This is a genomic window from Streptomyces cupreus (assembly GCF_014257025.1).
Taxonomy (GTDB): domain Bacteria; phylum Actinomycetota; class Actinomycetes; order Streptomycetales; family Streptomycetaceae; genus Streptomyces; species Streptomyces cupreus.
This window is the reverse complement of sequence record NZ_JACMSF010000005.1, coordinates 197505-213983: the sequence shown is the minus strand read 5'-3', so window position 1 is coordinate 213983 and position 16479 is coordinate 197505. Positions and strand designations below refer to the sequence as shown.

Sequence of the window (16479 nt, the reverse complement as noted above, 5' to 3'; positions counted from 1 at the left end):
GATGCGCACCACGGAGGTGACGCCATGGCCGTAAGGGCGCTGATCTCGGCCGCGGTGAGCGCGACGCTGTTGCTGGCGCCGGCGGCAGTTGCGGCGGCGCCGGCCGGGGACGATCCCACCGCGCAGGAGCTCGCCGACGAGGCGGAGGACAACCTCCTCGACGCGAAGTCCGTCCATCTGAAGCTCACGGATCGCAGCGCGGGGACGGAGACGAGCCGGACCCAGCCGACCTCGATGGATCTGGCGCTTGACCGGTCGGGGAACTGCGTCGGCACGATGGAGATGGGCTCGGACGGCGGCAGCGTCGAGATCGTCAAACGGGGCGAAGAGGTGTGGATGAAGCCGGACACGGCGTTCTGGAAGGCGCAGGTGCCGGGGGGTGAGGGTGACGCGGTGGCCGAGCTGTTCAAGAACCGCTACATCCATGGCTCCACGGATGACGCCCTGCTCAAGGGCATGGCCGACACCTGCGATCTGAACAACTTCCAGCGCGATGTGGGCACCGACTCCTCGCCCGGGGCCACCTCGCTGAAGAAGGGCGAGGAGACGACGCGCGACGGTACGAAGGTCATCCCGCTGGAGGGTGAGCTGGACGGCGCGCGGACCACGCTGTACGTCACGTCCGACTCTCCGCATCTGCTGGTCGAGGCCACACAGCGGGGCGACGACACCGATGTGCGGCTGACCTTCTCCGAGTACGACGAGCCGGTGCCGACCGAGACTCCGTCGGCCGACGAGACGGTCGACATCGGCAAGCTGCAGGACGAGTTGCAGAGCATCTAGACGAGGTCCTGGTAGGGCCAGTACCCCTCCGGCGGGTCCGCCAGCGCCTTGCGTATGTTCGCGCGGGATCGGGCCACCGTCTCCCGCCAGAGCGTGTACAGCTCCTCGGGGGTGTCCTCGGCGGCCGGACGCCACTCCCAGTCGGACCCGCGACCGGGGGTTCAAGCAAGATCTCGGTGTTCTCACTCATGCGCGGGAGCCTAGGCGCGGGCACTGACATTCACCCGCACTTTTCCGGGATGATTGACTGGACCGATTCTTTGACTACAGTCAAAGAAATATGGAACCCGTGTCGACGGAGCATGTGACGGCCTTCCGCCGTTTCAACCGCTATTTCACGCGCCGCATCGGCGCCCTCGACGACCACTACCTCGGCCAGGACCGCCCGCTCGGCGAGGCCCGGCTGCTGTTCGAGATCGGTGACGGAATCTCCCTGCGGGAGCTCAGAACCCGACTCGGCCTGGACGCAGGGTACTTGAGCCGGATGACCAAGGCACTGGAGGCGCAGGGCATGGTCGGGGTCCGGGTGCATCCGGACGACAGCCGGTCGCGGATCGTGGAGTTGACCCCGGCCGGCCGCGTAGAACTCAAGGAGCAGCAGCGGCGGGCCAACGCCCTGGTCTCGGACCTCCTCGGCGGTCTCACCCCCGGGCAACGCACCGATCTCACCGACGCCATGGCCACCACCCGCCGCCTCCTCCGCCTCGCCGCCATCACCGTCCGGCTCGTCGACGCCGCGAGCACGGACGCACGCGCGTGCCTCGACGCCTACGCCGCCGACATCGACGCCCGTTTCCCGGAGGGCTTCGACCCCGCCGATCTCGTACGGCCCGAGGAGGTGTCCGGGGACGCCGGGGCGTTCTTCGTGGCGTACGAGGAGGGGCTGCCGGTGGGCTGTGGGGCGCTGCGGCGGCTGGAGCCGGGCGTCGGCGAGATCCGGCATGTGTGGGTGCACCCGGAGGCCCGCCGCCTCGGACTCGCCCGCCGGCTCCTCGGCGCGCTCGAACGCGAGGCGTCCGCACGGCGGTTGTCGGTCGTACGACTGGACACGCATGCCGCGCTCAGCGAGGCTCAGGCGATGTACCGGGCGTGCGGGTACACGGAGATCCCGCGCTACGACGACAACGTCTACGCCAGCCACTGGTTCGAGAAGCGGCTCTCCTAGGACGTGGTTGACGTCCCGTCACGTGCAGTCGGCGCCCGTGGGGCAGAAGGAGGTCAGGGCCGTGGTGAGGGGCGCGCGGACGCGCTCCGGGGCCAGGTCCTCGGGACCGCTGGCGCGGATCGCGTACCTGGTGCCGTCGGCGGCCTCGAAACGGTGGTCGACGACCAGGCGGGGGCCCTTGTCCTCGTCGTCGTAGCGGTAGGTGAGTTCCTCGAAGCCGGGGCCGGAGTCGCGGGCGAGGGGCTGGTAGCCGGGACGGGTCGCGAAGCCGTAGCCGGGGGCGGTCTCCGCCTGCGACAGGGACTTTTCGAGGGTCGGCTCGGTGACCTTGAAGATCTGCAGCTGACGGCCGTCGTCCGGGGCGTCGTAGAAGACCACCGGGGCCTCCTCGCCCTGTCTCTGACGGCGGATCCAGTCCTCGGGGACGAGGAGGGCGTAGCCGACGGGGTCCTGGACGCGGCGGTAGCCGGGGGTGGCCGTGGTCGGCGGTGCGGAGGTGACGGTGACGTTCGTGCCCGGGGTGGCGCCGGGTGGGCTGCCGGCACCGCCGTCCCGGAGCAGGGCCCAGACGCCGGCTCCGGCGCCGACGCCGATCACCACCGCGGCCAGCACGGCCAGGAACAGCCGGTGTGGGCCGCCGGTGCGCGCAGGGTGATGGACGCCGCCGTAGGCCTGGGTGTCCGCCGCGGACCAGGGGGCCTGGCCCCGCTCCTCGCTCGGTTCGTGTCCCCATCCGCTCATCCCGCTCATCGCGAACCCCCGAATCACCGTGCCGGGCAACGCTTTTCCGACGGTAGCGGCAGAACGGGCCACAGGCCCCGTTCCGGCGGAAACCGGAACGGGGCCTGTGGGCGGAGGTTCTGACTGAGCCGAGGGCTCAGATGAGGCCGAGAGCGCGGACCGCGTCGCGCTCCTCCGCGAGCTCCGCGACGGAGGCGTCGATACGGGTGCGGGAGAACTCGTTGATCTCCAGGCCCTGGACGATCTCGTACTTGCCGTCCTTGCAGGTGACGGGGAAGGAGGAGATCAGGCCCTCCGGGACGCCGTAGGAGCCGTCCGACGGGATGCCCATGGAGACCCAGTCGCCGTCGGCGGTGCCGTTGACCCAGGTGTGGACGTGGTCGATGGCGGCGTTGGCGGCGGAGGCGGCCGACGAGGCGCCACGGGCCTCGATGATGGCGGCGCCGCGCTTGGCGACGGTCGGGATGAAGTCCTCGGCCAGCCACTTCTCGTCGCTCACGACCTCGGCGGCGTTCTTGCCGGCGATGGTGGCGTGGAAGATGTCCGGGTACTGGGTGGCGGAGTGGTTGCCCCAGATGGTGAGCCGCTGGATGTCGGCGACCGTGGAGCCGGTCTTCTTCGCGAGCTGGGTCAGCGCGCGGTTGTGGTCGAGGCGGGTCATCGCGGTGAAGCGCTCGGCCGGTACGTCGGGCGCGGAGGCCTGGGCGATGAGGGCGTTGGTGTTGGCCGGGTTGCCGACGACGAGGACCTTGATGTCGTCCGCGGCGTGGTCGTTGATGGCCTTGCCCTGCGGCTTGAAGATGCCGCCGTTGGCCTCCAGGAGGTCGCCGCGCTCCATGCCCTTGGTGCGGGGGCGAGCGCCGACGAGGAGGGCGACATTGGCGCCGTCGAAGGCGACGTTCGGGTCGTCGCTGATCTCGATGCCCCGCAGAAGCGGGAACGCGCAGTCGTCCAGCTCCATGGCCGTGCCCTCGGCGGCCTTGAGCGCCGGGGTGATCTCCAGCAGGCGCAGCTTGACCGGCACGTCCGCGCCGAGCAGCTGGCCGGAGGCGATGCGGAAGAGCAGGGCGTAACCGATCTGGCCGGCCGCGCCGGTGACGGTGACGTTCACGGGAGTGCGGGTCATGGCGTTCTCCGTATGACAGCTGGCGGTGGGGCGTCCCTGCCCCTGGGGTACGGGATCCCGTCCGCCCCGGCTTGTGACCGGTGCCCGCCGCGATGATCGATCACGGGTACGTTTGATCGATCTCTTGGCGTCAAGAGAGATCCAGCGGTCAGGCTATCGCGCATCCGGGATCCCGGACGTCCGGGTCGGTGTGGCCCACCCCACAGACCCCCGAAAGGGGCGGCCGCCCGGTCCGGGAGAGGAGGGACGAGGCGGCCGCCAGTGGGGGTACCGGTTGCCGGACTCCCGTGGGGGTACGGTGCGCGTGCCCGGGATGCCGACGACTATGCATACGCCCCGGAATCTCTTTTCGCCCTACTGCGTGCACCCCTCCTGCCCCGCCGCCAGCGTCACGCATGCCGTCGCGTCGCCCGCGTCCTTGACCGCGACCATCGGGGTGTACGCGATCGTGTCGCCGGCGACGGTGATCGTGCCCGTCTGTTCCGTCTTGCCCACGGTCACGCGCACCTCGTCGCCCTCTGCGCCCTGCGTGATACGCCCCCACGCGGCGCCGCACGTCTCGCTGTAACGGACCTCGACCACCGTCGTGCCGACAGTCGCCGTCTGCGCGGTCGTCACCAAGTCGCCGCTGCAGCCCATGCTCTCCGCGTCCTTGCCCGTGCAGGACGCCCCGCTGCACTCGACGCCCGGCGGCAGCTCCACATCCTTCGTCGCCGTCGGCGACGGGGACTTCGCACCGCCCTCGTTCTTCTCCCCGCCCCCGCCGTCCGTCAGGAAGAACGCGGCCGCGACCACCACCAGCACGCCCACGACACCCGCGAGGAACATCGTCAGCCGACGCTTGCCCCGGCTCTCGCCGGAAGGGCCTCCGGCGGGCCCTGGCCGGGGCGTCTGCGGCGGTTCACCGTACGAAGGAGCCGGTGACGGGCTCGCCGACGGACTCGTACCGCCGCCACCCGCACCCCCCGCCCGCGACGGGCCCCTGTACCCCGCCACGCCCCACGAGTTGCCGCCCGACGCCGCCGCTTCCTCCACCGCGTCCCGGACGACATCGGCATCCGTCGACCTCGGCGGCACCGTCGGTGCCACCCCCGCCGGCCCCGCGATCCCCGGCGTCGCCGTCGCGCTGCCGCTCTTGCGGGCCGTCCTGCCGCCCTTGACGTTCGCCGGAGGCGCGCCGAACTCCCCGAGCGCGGCGCGCGCCTGGGAGATCCGGATCGCCTCCATCGTCATGTCGTGCCGCATCTCCGAACGGCTCCACGCGCGTTCGGCCAGCTCCCACATCGTCGTGAGGTGGATCGGATTGGTCCCGGTGACCTCGGCCAGCGCCACGATCGCACCCTTCGGCGCGAGCAGCCGTCCGTTCAGATACCGCTCCCAGGACGTCTTGCTGTAACCCGTCCTGTCGGCCACCGCCGCGATGCTCAGACCGCTGCGGTCCACGAGCCGGCGCAACTGGCTCGCGAACTCCCTGACCTGCGGATCCAGTTCATCCGGCAAGTCCTTCCAACGAGGCATTGCTTCCCCCCTCTTCCCCCGGTCCGTGCTGTCTGTTCCCCCGCGCGTGTCGCCCTCTGCCGAGTCCCCGTTCTGGCTACCCACAGGGATGCGCCGAGTCAGGATCTCAGTTCCCGGGGTGGGGGCGCACGGGAGCACAGGGGGCCGTGGGCATGCACCGTCGCACGCCCACCGGGCCGTGGTCCAGTCTTCCACCGCCCGTTCCCCCTCGGCCGTTCTCCCCCCGGTGACACCGCTGACAGCCGTTCGAGACGTCCCGGACCGTCCCGATTGGCCACGCTAGCCCGACTGTTGAACGACTTCCGTCGAAATCCGCAAACTTGTCAACACATCGACACACAGAACGCACATATCCCGTCACGGAGTGCACACGACAGCTCTACGCCCGCAGCCGTCTCAGCCCAGCACCAACGCCCCGATCAACACTGCCAGCACCAAGACCACCGCCAACCCCAGAGCCACGTGGAGCAGCCGCCACGACGGTTTCTCCGGTGGCGTGTCCCACCACGGCAGGGTCGGATCGTCCTCGTACGCCTCGGCCTCCGCGGCCCCCTTCGGCGTCGCCGGACGCGGCCACGCCTGCACCGCGAGCTCCCAGCGCACGGCGAACCGCTCAGCGTCCTCCCCGGACTCCCCCGCCACCCGGCACAGCGCCACGACCGCCTGCCGCGGCGGCGGCTGGACCGCGTTCAGATAGCGCTGCCAGGAAGATTTGCTGTACGCCGTGCGCGCGCCCAGCGCGACCAGGCTGAGGCCCGTGCGGTCCTTGAGGAGCCGCAGCTGCGTCACGAAGTGCCGCACCTCCGGCGGCAGCTCGTCCGGCAGCGGCTGCCAGGCGCCCATCGCTCACCTCCCCGGCGCGTCCCACGTTCCCCGCCCCCGATCGAGTGACGACGACGAGTGGTGATCGGTTCCGCAGGGCCACTCGCTGTGGCAGGCCGGGGACACCGTGGCGGAACGGTCACCGCTGTGCCACAGCGCCCTGACAGCCGTTGAACAGGAACTTCCCGGCGCGGGAAGGTGAAGACACGGCGGCGGCCCGTCCTTGCTCGGGGGAGAGGACGGGCCGCCGCTGGACGTACGCGGAGCTAATTGCTGACCGTGAAGTGCAGGGTGTCCTTGAGGAACGGGATCTCCAGCAAGGGGTTCGGCTGCACCATCAGCGCCAGCAGGACGATCGCGGTGCCGAGGACGCCGTAGGTGAGGATGTCGGTGAAGCGGGAGCGGACCGCGAGCATGCCGACGTCCGGGAGCATCCAGCGCAGCAGTCCGCCGCCGAGCAGGGCGACGCCGATCAGCAGCGTGCCGGCGCGGAAGGCGTCCAGGGCGGTCACGAGCAGGCCGACACCGACCAGGGCGAGCACCAGCAGGATCGGCCACTGGCGGGCCGGTGCCGGGGCGTCACCGGGGGCCGCGCGACCGCCGCCCTCGGGGCGCGCGGTGTCCCGCGTGAACAGCGGGAAGCGACGGGTCGTACGGCGCGGCCTGCCCTCGGCGTCGGGCGCGCTGACCGGGTCCCGGACCTCGACGTCGTCCTCCTGCTCGAAGGGCCGCTCAGCCGACACTGCGCTCCGCCGCCTCGACCACGTTGACCAGCAGCTGGGCCCGGGTCATCGGGCCGACGCCGCCGGGGTTCGGGGAGATCCAGCCGGCCACCTCGGCCACGTCCGGGTGGACGTCGCCCACGATCTTGCCCTCGGCGCTGCGCGAGACACCGACGTCGAGAACGGCCGCGCCGGGCTTCACGTCCTCGGGGCGGATGAGGTGGGCCGAACCGGCGGCCGCGACGATGATGTCCGCGCGCTTGAGGTGCGCCGACAGATCACGGGTGCCGGTGTGGCACTGGGTCACGGTCGCGTTCTCGCTGCGCCGGGTCAGCAGCAGCGGCATCGGGCGGCCGATGGTCACACCGCGGCCGACGACCACGACCTCGGCACCCTTGATCTCCACGCCGTAGCGGCGCAGGAGGGTGAGGACCCCGTTGGGGGTGCAGGGCAGGGGGGCGGGCTCATTGAGCACGAGCCGCCCGAGGTTCATCGGGTGCAGGCCGTCCGCGTCCTTGTCCGGGTCCATCAGTTCCAGGATGCGGTTCTCGTCGATGCCCTTGGGGAGCGGCAGTTGGACGATGTAGCCGGTGCAGGCCGGGTCCTCGTTGAGTTCCCGTACGACCGCCTCGATCTCCTCCTGCGTCGCGGTGCCGGGCAGTTCGCGCTGGATGGAGGCGATGCCGACCTCGGCGCAGTCGCGGTGCTTGCCTGCGACGTACTTCTGGCTGCCGGGGTCGTCCCCGACCAGGATCGTGCCGAGGCCGGGCGTGACGCCCTTCTCCTTCAGCGCCGCCACCCGGGCGGTCAGATCGGACTTGATCGCGGCTGCGGTGGCCTTGCCATCGAGAATCTGGGCGGTCATGGCCCCATCCTCGCGGATGACCGGGTCCCTGTTCCAATCCGGGTCCCCGGGCGGCCGTCACGCCCATGATCAGCTCGGTCGCACTTGCACAACACATAGGGAATCCGGCTGGACAACGAACCAGCCACTGAAGAACGATTGTCGCCACAGTGCCGCGGGCAGTACCGGGGGGACGAACCGCATCTGTTGAACCTTCCTCCGAACCGTGCCGCTCGTCGTCCCCGCACATCGGTTTCAACGGAGGAACACCGCCATGAGTTTCGGCGAACCGAACAGCCCCTACGGGCCCCCGCCCCAGCAGCCGGCTCCCGGTTACGGCTATCCGCAGCAGGGCCCGCCGCCCGGCGTCCCGCCGCAGGCCCCGCAGGGTTACGGCGCCTACCCCGCGGCCCCTCCGATGCACCCCAGCGGCTACGGCTACCCGCCGGCCGGTCCCGCCCAGATGCCCGGCATCACCCGTGCCGCGCAGATCATGCTCGGCGTCATCGTGCTGGCGCACGCGGTCATCGCGGGTCTGTACGCCTACACCCTGACCGTGTGGGACGAGACAATGGCCGAGGCCGGTATCACCGGCGACTCCCAGGCCCAAGAGTTCGCGGACCTCGGCAAGGGCATCGTCGTCTTCTTCCTCGGCCTCGCCGCCGTCTTCGCGCTGCTCGGCCTCGCGCTGCTGTTCCAGTACGCGAAGGGCGGCAACGGCGTCCGGGTCTGCTCGATCGTGTACGGCTCGTTCGCGATCATCACCGGCATCTTCATGATCGCCGCGTGGGGCATCGGGCTGCTCATCATCGCCGTGGCAATCCTGCTGATCGTCTTCGCGGCGAAGCGGGCCAGCGCCGAGTGGTTCAAGCGCCCGCGCTACTGAGCACTTCGCGCCATTGCTGTCCACGGGCCGTGGCTCATCCTTTCGAGGGGGACACGGCCCTGCTCGCCTGGCCGACGAGGGCCGGCGGCTTCACCATCGTGTACGAGGGGGTGCCCCGGATCGTCGGCGACGAGGGCACGCCGTCGACACCGACATCGACGGCAAGTACCGCTTCTACCACAAGAGTGTGTGGCACTACGCGTCGTACAAGAGCAACAGCGGTTGCAGCTGACGGCTAGAGGGATGTGACGAAGAGGGCCCATGCGCGGGTGGGGAACACCAGCGCGGGGCCCTCTGGGTTTTTGGAGTCGCGGACGGGGACGCGGTCCTTGAGGCTGGACGCTACCTCGACACACTCACCGCCGGTCCCGTTGCTGTAGCTGCTCTTGCGCCACTGCACGGAGCTCAGGTCGATGTTGCTGTTCGGCTTCATTGCGGTATTCCTCTGCTACCGCCTCGATCATGGCCAGGGACGCCTCCGGCGGCAGTGCGGCGGCCCTGACCAGATCGTACGACTCGCGGTAGGCCATCACGAGGGCCGGATAGTCGATGAGTTGACTGCTGTGCAGACCCTCCGTGTACACCAGCGGCGGTGCGTCGAAGAAGGTCATGATCCGGGTCATCCCCATCATGAACGGGTGGGTCGCGTCGGTTTCCGGAACGATCTGCACAATGGACCGTGTGGACCTGACCACTTCGGTCATATGGCTCAGCAATTCGGCCATTCCCGCAGGCGGCAGTACTCGTCGCCGGATGACCGACTCGTCGAGAACCGCCCAGAGCTTCGGCGGCGACTCCCCTGCGAAGAGCCTCGCCCGGCCCAGGCGTGCATTCACGATCTCCTCGACCTCGACATCCGAAGCACGCGGCATCGCCGACCTGGTGATCGCCGCTGCGTACGCCTTGGTCTGCAGCAGCCCGGGTACGAACATGGGAGCCCAGTCCTCGATGGTCCGGGCCAGCCGCTCCATCTCAGCGACATCCGCGAAGTACTCGGCAATCCCCACCCGCCTCGCCTTCGCCGCGTCTTCACACCGCCGTTGGAAAAACCCGTCCGTCCCCAGCCGCTCATCAACATGCCGGGCCAGGTCCATCGGCATCCGACGCTCGCCCCGCTCGATCTGGCTCAGGAACGAGATCCCCCGAAAACTCCCCTCGGCCAACTGCTCCAGCGTCATCCCGGCCACCTCCCTCTTGAAGCGCAACTCGGCGCCGTAGAAGCAGGGAACGCTCACCGAGGCGTCAGGATCCTTCTTGGGAGGCACAACGCACCACCGCCCTTTGCCAGTTACCGTGCGCAACCCGAACGCCTTTCAAGGTACGCGGCTCGACGCCACTCTGTGAGCGAAACATCACAGAGCGCACAGGAAGGGCGTACGTGAATCCGTTGCTCCTCGATCTGCTCGCCGTACCCAAGGCCGTCCCGGAGGCCCGTCGTGCCGTGCAGGAGCACATGGCCGCCCCCTGCCCCGAACTGCTCCTGTGTGTCAGCGAGTTACTCACGAATGTGATCGCGCACGTCGGCGAGGGCACACCGGTGACGATCCGCGTTATCCGGGCACCCGACGGCCGTACCCGCCTGGAAGTCACCGACCCCGACCCCCACGCCTGGCTCATCACACGCGAGCCGGACACGGACGACCAGACAGGCCGGGGCCTGCTGCTCCTCGACGCGCTCGCGCAGCGCTGGGGCGTATGGCTGACGCCCGCCGGCAAGACGGTGTGGTGCGAGCTCCCGGAGGGACCCTGAAACATTGCAGGATCCCCTTTGTACTACCGGGAGATCCTCAGCCCGTACCTGTCAGCGGGTGCCCCCGAACCGGGGGCACCCGTCACGCGCGTCAGTGGAAGAAGTGCCGCGTCCCCGTGAAGTACATCGTCACGCCCGCCTTCTTCGCGGCCTCGACGACCTGCTCGTCTCGGACCGAACCGCCGGGCTGGACCACGGCCTTGACGCCGGCCTCGGTGAGGATCTCCAGGCCGTCAGGGAAGGGGAAGAAGGCGTCGGAGGCGGCGTACGAACCCTGCGCGCGCTCGGCGCCGGCCCGCTCGACCGCCAGCTTCGCGGAGTCGACCCGGTTGACCTGGCCCATGCCGACGCCGACCGAGGCGCCGTCCTTGGCGAGCAGGATGGCGTTGGACTTGACCGCGCGGCAGGCCTTCCAGGCGAAGGACAGCTCGGCGAGTTCCGCGGGGGACAGCGCCTCGCCCGTCGCCAGGGTCCAGTTCGCCGGGTCGTCGCCCTCGGCCTGGAGACGGTCCGTGACCTGGAGGAGGGCGCCGCCGTCGATGGGCTTGACCTCGACCGGGTTGCCGGGGCCCTCGGGGCAGCGCAGGACGCGGATGTTCTTCTTCTTGGCGAGGGCTTCGAGGGCGCCGTCCTCGTAGTCGGGCGCGACGATGACCTCGGTGAAGATCTCGGCGACCTGCTCCGCCATCTCCTTGCTGACCGGGCGGTTGACCGCGATCACACCGCCGAACGCCGACAGCGGGTCACACGCGTGTGCCTTGCGGTGCGCCTCGGCGACATCCGCGCCGACGGCGATACCGCAGGGGTTGGCGTGCTTGATGATCGCGACGGCCGGCTCGTCGTGGTCGTACGCGGCACGGCGGGCGGCGTCCGTGTCCGTGTAGTTGTTGTACGACATCTCCTTGCCGTGCAGCTGCTCGGCCTCGGCGAGACCCCCGGACTCCGAGGTGTACAGCGCGGCCGGCTGGTGCGGGTTCTCGCCGTAGCGGAGGGTGTTCTTGCGCTCCCAGGTGGCGCCCAGGAAGTCGGGGAACGAGCCCGCGGCGGAGCCGCTGTCAGACGCGGCGTCGGCGGGGGCGTACTCGGACGCGAACCAGTTCGCCACCGCGACGTCGTACGCCGCCGTGTGCCGGAAGGCCTCCGCCGCGAGCCGCTTGCGGGTGGTGAGGTCGAAGCCGCCGTCCCGCACGGCCGCCAGGACATCGGCGTAGCGCGAAGGGCTGGTCACCACGGCCACGGAAGGGTGGTTCTTGGCGGCGGCGCGGACCATCGAAGGGCCGCCGATGTCGATCTGCTCGACGCACTCGTCGGGGGTCGCACCCGAGGCGACGGTCTCCCGGAAGGGGTAGAGGTTGACGACGACCAGGTCGAACGGCTCCACGCCGAGCTCCGCGAGCTGGCGCTGGTGGTCCTCGAGGCGCAGGTCGGCGAGGATGCCCGCGTGGACCTTCGGGTGCAGCGTCTTGACGCGGCCGTCCAGGCACTCGGGGAAGCCGGTCAGCTCCTCGACCTTGGTGACGGGGACGCCGGCGGCGGCGATACGGGAGGCGGTGGAGCCGGTGGAGACGAGTTCCACGCCGGCTTCGTGCAGCCCGCGAGCGAGCTCCTCGAGCCCGGTCTTGTCGTAGACGCTGACAAGCGCACGGCGGATGGCCCGCTTGGCGTTGCTCTCGGCGGTCACTGGATAACTACCTTTCGTCCCTCAATGCGATAGCCGTTGCGGGCGAGCCGCCCCACGACATCGACGAGCAGCCTGCGCTCGACTTCCTTGATGCGCTCGTGCAGAGCGCTCTCGTCGTCCTCGTCCCGGACCTCCACCACGCCCTGAGCGATGATCGGTCCGGTGTCGACGCCGTCGTCGACGAAGTGGACGGTGCAGCCGGTGACCCTGGCGCCGTACGCGAGCGCGTCACGGACCCCGTGGGCGCCGGGAAAACTGGGCAGCAGGGCGGGGTGCGTGTTGACGAACCGCCCGCCGAAGCGCCCGAGGAATTCCTTGCCGACGATCTTCATGAACCCCGCGGAGACGACGAGGTCGGGCTCGTAGGAGGCGACGGCCTCGGCGAGCGCGGCATCCCACTCCTCCCGGCTCTCGTACTCCTTGACCTTTCGTACGAAGGTCGGGAGCCCGGCGCGCTCGGCGCGGGCCAGCCCCTCGATGCCGTCGCGGTCGGCGCCCACGGCCACGATCTCCGCGCCGTAGGCCTCGGTGCCGGTGGCGGCGATGGCGTCGAGCAGCGCCTGGAGGTTGGTGCCTGATCCGGAGACCAGCACGACTAGGCGCTTGGCAGCCACAGCGGGGGCCTTTCTCGGGGTGCGTCGGTACGGTGGCCGGGCACGCACGGCGTTATGTACGTTCGTACGAATGCTTCGCGCCCCTGGATACGGGGAAGCCTACGAAGCGGCCGACCGTCAGCAACGATACCGGCACACCGGGCAGCCCCCACGGGACGGGGGCGTGGCCGGAAGGTAGCGTCTGGGAGGGGCCTGGTCGGGAACGCCGTTCGTGGACGGTGCGTTCACAAGGTGACGGACCTGGTGCCGCCAGCAGTAGTCAGCCGTAATCACCTAGGGGAAGACGCTCACTTGATGCCGGACCGCAGCCTGCGACTCCTCACGCTCCCCCCGCAGTCGGTGCAGGGAGGGGAGCGCCATGGCGTGCTGCTCCGCGAGCGGCCCGCCTCGCCGCCCGATGCTCCGTCGGGCGGGAACAACGGCGACGGGCGGGACGACAAGTCGGGGGACGACAATCCCTTCGCCCCGCCGCCGGAGGGCACGCCGGACCGCCCGTGGCAGCCGCGCCGCCCGGCGTCGGGCGACGGCGGCGACTCCGGCGACGGCGGCCAGGGCTCGCCCTGGGGCAGCCAGTGGAGCGACCGCCAGCCCGGCCGGTCCTCCGGCGGCTTCGGCGAACGCCCGGGCGCAGGCCCGGAGGGCCCGAGCGGCAACGGCGGCCCCGGCGCGAACATGCGCTGGGACCCGACGGACCCGGCCCAGCGCCGTGCGCGCTACGCCCTGCTCTGCGGCATGTGGGCCTTCTTCTTCGCCCTGTTCAGCTGGCCGTACGTCGCCCTGATGCTCGGCGCGCTCGCCCTGCACTGGGGCATCAGCGCCCTGCGCGCCAAGCCCCGCACCCCCGACCCCGACACCCCGGCCCCCACGAACACGGGCCGCCCCCAGACGACGGCAGCGGTGAGCGGCCTGGTCACGGCGTCCCTGGCGATCGCCCTGGTGGCAGCGGGCTTCACGGCGAAGCTGGTGTACAGCGACTACTACACCTGCACGAACGACGCCCTGACGAACGAGGCGAAGCAGGCATGCAATGAGCTGCTGCCGGAGGAGTTGCGGGGGGTGCTGGGGACCAGCGGCTGAGCTGTACCCCGTCAGCTGTACCCCTCGGACGGGCCCTAGGGGGCGGGGGCATCCCCCCGCCCCGACGCCTCCCGCAGCGCGGCCCACCGAGCCTCCCGAGCCGCGTCATCGCCCGCCCAGGGCTGTTCCGGCTCGGCGGGCAGAAAGTCGTACGGCTCAAAGCTCCCGTCATCCCCACTCTCCGGAGCCTCCGAGCCCCCCTCCTCCCTCCGCGGCTTGCCCACCTTCGCTCCAGGCTCAACCGCCCGACACCGCCACCATCGCACCCCCACCGCCACAGGCACCGCGCCTCCCACCCCCCAAGCCAGCGCGGCCACCCCCACCTGCCACCACACCGGCCCGAAGCTCGCCAGCGCCCCCACCCCCAGCGCCCCACCCGCCATCGCCCCCAGCACCGCCACGCCCCCCGCACACAGCGCCGCCGCCACCAAAGCCACCCCCGCGGTCCGCCCCCGCGACCACACCGAACCACCGCCCCGCACGCTCCCGGCCCGCCCCACGAACCACCCCACCGTCACTGCGGCCACCACCGGCACCACGCCCGCCGCCCAGTTCACCGGCGCCCCCGCCCCCGCCTCCGGCACCGCCGCCAGCAAGGGAAACGGCGGCAAGAGCGCGGCGGGCGAGGAGGACAGCGGCCCGACGACATGCCCCGCGCCCAGGGAGAAGCCGGGCCCGAGGGAGTACGCCGTCCCCCACACCGCCGCGTTCGGCATCAGCACCAGACACAGCAACAGCACCGCGAACCGCCCCGACAGCCCCTCCGTGAGCTGGAGGAACGAGGCCCGCGCCGCCGCTCCGTGCCAGACCAGCGACACCGCCAGCAACAGCGCCCCACCCCCGACCAGCACCGCCACCCCGGCCCCCGCGGCCCGCGCCGCGGCGTCCAGCCGGGCCCGCGCCTCCACCCCGACGAACAGTCGCCGCACATCCGCCGGCATCAGGATCAGCACCTCGTCCACGGCGTCCCGAGGCCGTCCGTACGCCGTCCACACCCCCGCCCCGGCGGCCGCCGCCACGACCAACGGCACCCACACCCCCGTCCACACCCAGTCCGGCCGCAGCACCCCACCCGTCGCGTACACCGCCGCGGCCGCCCCCACGGCGAGATAGCCGACTACGACGCCCGCCCAGGCCGTACGGTCGGAGACAGCAGGAGCCTCCTCCCCCTCCACCGCGTCCCGCGCAGCGCGATGCACCAGCCACACCGGCAGCGCGAGCAACAGCAACGGCGTGACACCCACCGGCGCGGGCACGCCGGAGAGCGTGTCGACGCGGACCAGTTCGGCCCCGTGCGCCAGCAGCCACAGTGCCGCCGCGACATGCAGCGCACCCCCGGGCCCGCTGTCGGGATACGGCGAACTGATCCACAGCACCATCACCAGCACGGCGAACGAGCCAAGACCGAGTCCGGCGGCCACCGCACCCCCCAGGAGGCTCGCGGCCAGTCCGGGTGATCGGTCACGCAACCGGGTGAGCAGGGACGACAACGGCGATCGACGAACGGTCGGCTGGATCACGCCCGCCATGCTCCCAACGACACGCGCTTTCCCGTCGTAACAGGCGAACTTCCGCTGTGTCGCTCAATATACGTTTATGTACTTTTTCGTCCGAAGGGGCGCCCTGTGACGCAGAGCTCTCCAGCCCCTCTCCCCCCGCCCAAGGAACGCCGACGCCTGCGCGAGTCCTGGTCGTTGACGCAGGATCAGGTCGCGGCGCGGGTGGGCGTGACCCGGGAGACCGTACGCGCGTGGGAGACCGGACGTACGACTCCGCGCGGCCGGAAACGGGAGGCGTACGCGAGACTGCTGAGCGAGCTGACCAAGCCGCCCGTACGAACAGATCCGCCTGAGGAGCCGACGCCGGCGCTGAGGCCGGGGCCCTCGGCGGTCGGCTCGCCCCACTCGCTGACGCCCGCTCAGGCCTTCGACGCGCTCTACGCGTTCTGCGCGCCCTCCCTCGTACGGCAGACCTATCTGCTCACCGGGCGGCGCGAGCTCGCGCGGGAGTCCGTCGAGCGGGCCTTCGAACTCGCCTGGCATCGCTGGCCGGAGGTGGCCGTCGACCGGGATCCAGCGGGCTGGGTGCGGGCTTCGGCGTACGAGTACGCCCTCTCCCCCTGGCACCGTTTCCGCCCCCGCTACCGGCACCCCGAACCACCGCCCGCCAGCCCCTCCGACCGCGCGCTGATGGACGTACTCCTCACCCTGCCGCCGCCGTATCGCCGGACGCTGCTGCTCTACGACGGGGTGGGCCTCGATCTCCCGGACACGGCGGCGGAGACGGAGGCCAGCACGCCCGCGGCGGCGAACCGGCTGCTGCACGCGCGCGAGGCCGTCGCCGCGCGGCTGCCGGAACTCGCCGACCCCGCCGAACTCCACCGCCGCCTGGGCGAGGTGGCGGCGGCGGAACGTCTGCGCGCCGCGAAGCCCCCGACGGTACGCACCGGCAGCGAACGCCGAGCCAGCTTCTGGACCCGCGCCGCCATCGCCTTCACGGTCGCGCTGATCGGCACGACGGCCCTGACGGTACGCACGGCCCCCGGCCAGTACGAGCCCCCCGTCGCCCCGGGCGAGACGATCCAGGGCGTACCGCCGAAGGTTGCCCCGGGCCCACTGTCGGAGGCGGAACAGGAGCTCCGCGCAAAGCTGGGGGAGGAAACGGCAAGCGGTCCGCAGAGGCTGGTACCGCTGCCGAAATGAACGCCGATGGGCCCGCCCCCCATCCGGGGAACGGGCCCACCGACGCGT

The 16479-nt window shown here is 70.9% G+C and carries 17 protein-coding genes; 6 read left to right on the top strand and 11 right to left on the bottom strand.

What is annotated here, in order from left to right; genetic code table 11:
* Positions 1-24 precede the first annotated feature (24 nt).
* Both H4N64_RS07115 and H4N64_RS07110 read left to right on the top strand, forming a co-directional pair.
* Positions 25-783 carry a LolA-like protein gene (locus tag H4N64_RS07115; RefSeq protein ID WP_186281238.1) on the top strand — a complete coding sequence of 253 codons (759 nt, stop codon included), beginning with the start codon at positions 25-27 and terminating at the stop codon, positions 781-783.
* A gap of 280 nt (positions 784-1063) precedes the next feature.
* Positions 1064-1948: a bifunctional helix-turn-helix transcriptional regulator/GNAT family N-acetyltransferase gene (locus H4N64_RS07110; protein ID WP_186281237.1), complete on the top strand. Its 885-nt coding sequence runs from the start codon at positions 1064-1066 to the stop codon at positions 1946-1948.
* An 18-nt stretch (positions 1949-1966) separates the two neighbouring features.
* Here the strand turns inward: H4N64_RS07110 and H4N64_RS07105 are convergent, their stop codons facing one another.
* From H4N64_RS07105 to H4N64_RS07080, 6 genes are all read right to left on the bottom strand, one after another.
* Entirely contained in the window at positions 1967-2689 is a 723-nt protein-coding gene (locus H4N64_RS07105) for a hypothetical protein (protein WP_260859577.1), read from the bottom strand.
* Positions 2690-2825: 136 nt separating this feature from the next.
* The gene (locus H4N64_RS07100) at positions 2826-3815 is read right to left on the bottom strand and encodes a malate dehydrogenase (RefSeq protein ID WP_186281235.1); all 990 of its coding nucleotides are present in this window, start codon (positions 3813-3815) and stop codon (positions 2826-2828) included.
* Between the two features lie 354 nt (positions 3816-4169).
* On the bottom strand, positions 4170-5333 hold the full coding sequence (locus H4N64_RS07095; RefSeq protein ID WP_186281234.1) for a helix-turn-helix domain-containing protein: 1164 nt from the start codon (positions 5331-5333) through the stop codon (positions 4170-4172).
* 396 nt (positions 5334-5729) lie between these two features.
* Positions 5730-6176, bottom strand: coding sequence for a helix-turn-helix domain-containing protein (locus tag H4N64_RS07090; RefSeq protein ID WP_186281233.1), 447 nt, complete (start codon positions 6174-6176; stop codon positions 5730-5732).
* A gap of 245 nt (positions 6177-6421) precedes the next feature.
* Positions 6422-6898, bottom strand: coding sequence for a DUF3017 domain-containing protein (locus H4N64_RS07085; protein ID WP_186281232.1), 477 nt, complete (start codon positions 6896-6898; stop codon positions 6422-6424).
* Entirely contained in the window at positions 6888-7742 is an 855-nt protein-coding gene (locus H4N64_RS07080; protein ID WP_186281231.1) for a bifunctional methylenetetrahydrofolate dehydrogenase/methenyltetrahydrofolate cyclohydrolase, read from the bottom strand. The genes H4N64_RS07085 and H4N64_RS07080 overlap by 11 nt, the downstream gene beginning before the upstream one ends.
* Before the next feature lie 253 nt (positions 7743-7995).
* Between H4N64_RS07080 and H4N64_RS07075 the strand changes: the two genes are divergently transcribed.
* Positions 7996-8607, top strand: coding sequence for a hypothetical protein (locus H4N64_RS07075; RefSeq protein ID WP_186281230.1), 612 nt, complete (start codon positions 7996-7998; stop codon positions 8605-8607).
* 235 nt (positions 8608-8842) lie between these two features.
* Here H4N64_RS07075 and H4N64_RS07070 read toward each other — a convergent pair whose 3' ends face one another.
* Positions 8843-9040 carry a DUF397 domain-containing protein gene (locus tag H4N64_RS07070; protein WP_186281229.1) on the bottom strand — a complete coding sequence of 66 codons (198 nt, stop codon included), beginning with the start codon at positions 9038-9040 and terminating at the stop codon, positions 8843-8845.
* On the bottom strand, positions 8964-9872 hold the full coding sequence (locus H4N64_RS07065; RefSeq protein ID WP_186281228.1) for a Scr1 family TA system antitoxin-like transcriptional regulator: 909 nt from the start codon (positions 9870-9872) through the stop codon (positions 8964-8966). The genes H4N64_RS07070 and H4N64_RS07065 overlap by 77 nt, the downstream gene beginning before the upstream one ends.
* Positions 9873-9985: 113 nt before the next feature.
* On the opposite strand from H4N64_RS07065, the gene H4N64_RS07060 reads away from it, so the two are divergent.
* On the top strand, positions 9986-10357 hold the full coding sequence (locus H4N64_RS07060; RefSeq protein WP_186281227.1) for an ATP-binding protein: 372 nt from the start codon (positions 9986-9988) through the stop codon (positions 10355-10357).
* A gap of 91 nt (positions 10358-10448) precedes the next feature.
* On the opposite strand, the gene purH is transcribed toward H4N64_RS07060, so the two are convergent.
* Positions 10449-12038 (bottom strand): bifunctional phosphoribosylaminoimidazolecarboxamide formyltransferase/IMP cyclohydrolase, encoded by a 1590-nt coding sequence (purH, locus tag H4N64_RS07055; RefSeq protein WP_186281226.1) that lies wholly within the window; start codon positions 12036-12038, stop codon positions 10449-10451.
* Positions 12035-12652 carry a phosphoribosylglycinamide formyltransferase gene (gene purN / locus H4N64_RS07050; protein ID WP_186281225.1) on the bottom strand — a complete coding sequence of 206 codons (618 nt, stop codon included), beginning with the start codon at positions 12650-12652 and terminating at the stop codon, positions 12035-12037. The genes purH and purN overlap by 4 nt, the downstream gene beginning before the upstream one ends.
* Before the next feature lie 294 nt (positions 12653-12946).
* Here purN and H4N64_RS07045 point away from each other — a divergent pair, with 294 nt between their 5' ends.
* On the top strand, positions 12947-13729 hold the full coding sequence (locus H4N64_RS07045) for a hypothetical protein (protein ID WP_186281224.1): 783 nt from the start codon (positions 12947-12949) through the stop codon (positions 13727-13729).
* Between the two features lie 35 nt (positions 13730-13764).
* Here H4N64_RS07045 and H4N64_RS07040 read toward each other — a convergent pair whose 3' ends face one another.
* A complete protein-coding gene (locus H4N64_RS07040) occupies positions 13765-15258 on the bottom strand; it encodes a cell division protein PerM (protein WP_186281223.1) in 1494 nt (497 codons plus the stop codon).
* Between the two features lie 96 nt (positions 15259-15354).
* On the opposite strand from H4N64_RS07040, the gene H4N64_RS07035 reads away from it, so the two are divergent.
* On the top strand, positions 15355-16431 hold the full coding sequence (locus H4N64_RS07035; protein WP_186281222.1) for a helix-turn-helix domain-containing protein: 1077 nt from the start codon (positions 15355-15357) through the stop codon (positions 16429-16431).
* The last annotated feature ends 48 nt before the right edge of the window (positions 16432-16479 follow it).

What these genes read in the sequence shown, in the direction of transcription:
- H4N64_RS07115 (WP_186281238.1), top strand. Translation starts at nt 25, where the DNA reads ATGGCCGTAAGGGCGCTGATCTCGGCCGCGGTGAGCGCGACGCTGTTG.
- H4N64_RS07110 (WP_186281237.1), top strand. Translation starts at nt 1,064, where the DNA reads ATGGAACCCGTGTCGACGGAGCATGTGACGGCCTTCCGCCGTTTCAAC.
- H4N64_RS07105 (WP_260859577.1), bottom strand. Translation starts at nt 2,689, where the DNA reads ATGAGCGGATGGGGACACGAACCGAGCGAGGAGCGGGGCCAGGCCCCC.
- H4N64_RS07100 (WP_186281235.1), bottom strand. Translation starts at nt 3,815, where the DNA reads ATGACCCGCACTCCCGTGAACGTCACCGTCACCGGCGCGGCCGGCCAG.
- H4N64_RS07095 (WP_186281234.1), bottom strand. Translation starts at nt 5,333, where the DNA reads ATGCCTCGTTGGAAGGACTTGCCGGATGAACTGGATCCGCAGGTCAGG.
- H4N64_RS07090 (WP_186281233.1), bottom strand. Translation starts at nt 6,176, where the DNA reads ATGGGCGCCTGGCAGCCGCTGCCGGACGAGCTGCCGCCGGAGGTGCGG.
- H4N64_RS07080 (WP_186281231.1), bottom strand. Translation starts at nt 7,742, where the DNA reads ATGACCGCCCAGATTCTCGATGGCAAGGCCACCGCAGCCGCGATCAAG.
- H4N64_RS07075 (WP_186281230.1), top strand. Translation starts at nt 7,996, where the DNA reads ATGAGTTTCGGCGAACCGAACAGCCCCTACGGGCCCCCGCCCCAGCAG.
- H4N64_RS07070 (WP_186281229.1), bottom strand. Translation starts at nt 9,040, where the DNA reads ATGAAGCCGAACAGCAACATCGACCTGAGCTCCGTGCAGTGGCGCAAG.
- H4N64_RS07045 (WP_186281224.1), top strand. Translation starts at nt 12,947, where the DNA reads ATGCCGGACCGCAGCCTGCGACTCCTCACGCTCCCCCCGCAGTCGGTG.
- H4N64_RS07040 (WP_186281223.1), bottom strand. Translation starts at nt 15,258, where the DNA reads ATGGCGGGCGTGATCCAGCCGACCGTTCGTCGATCGCCGTTGTCGTCC.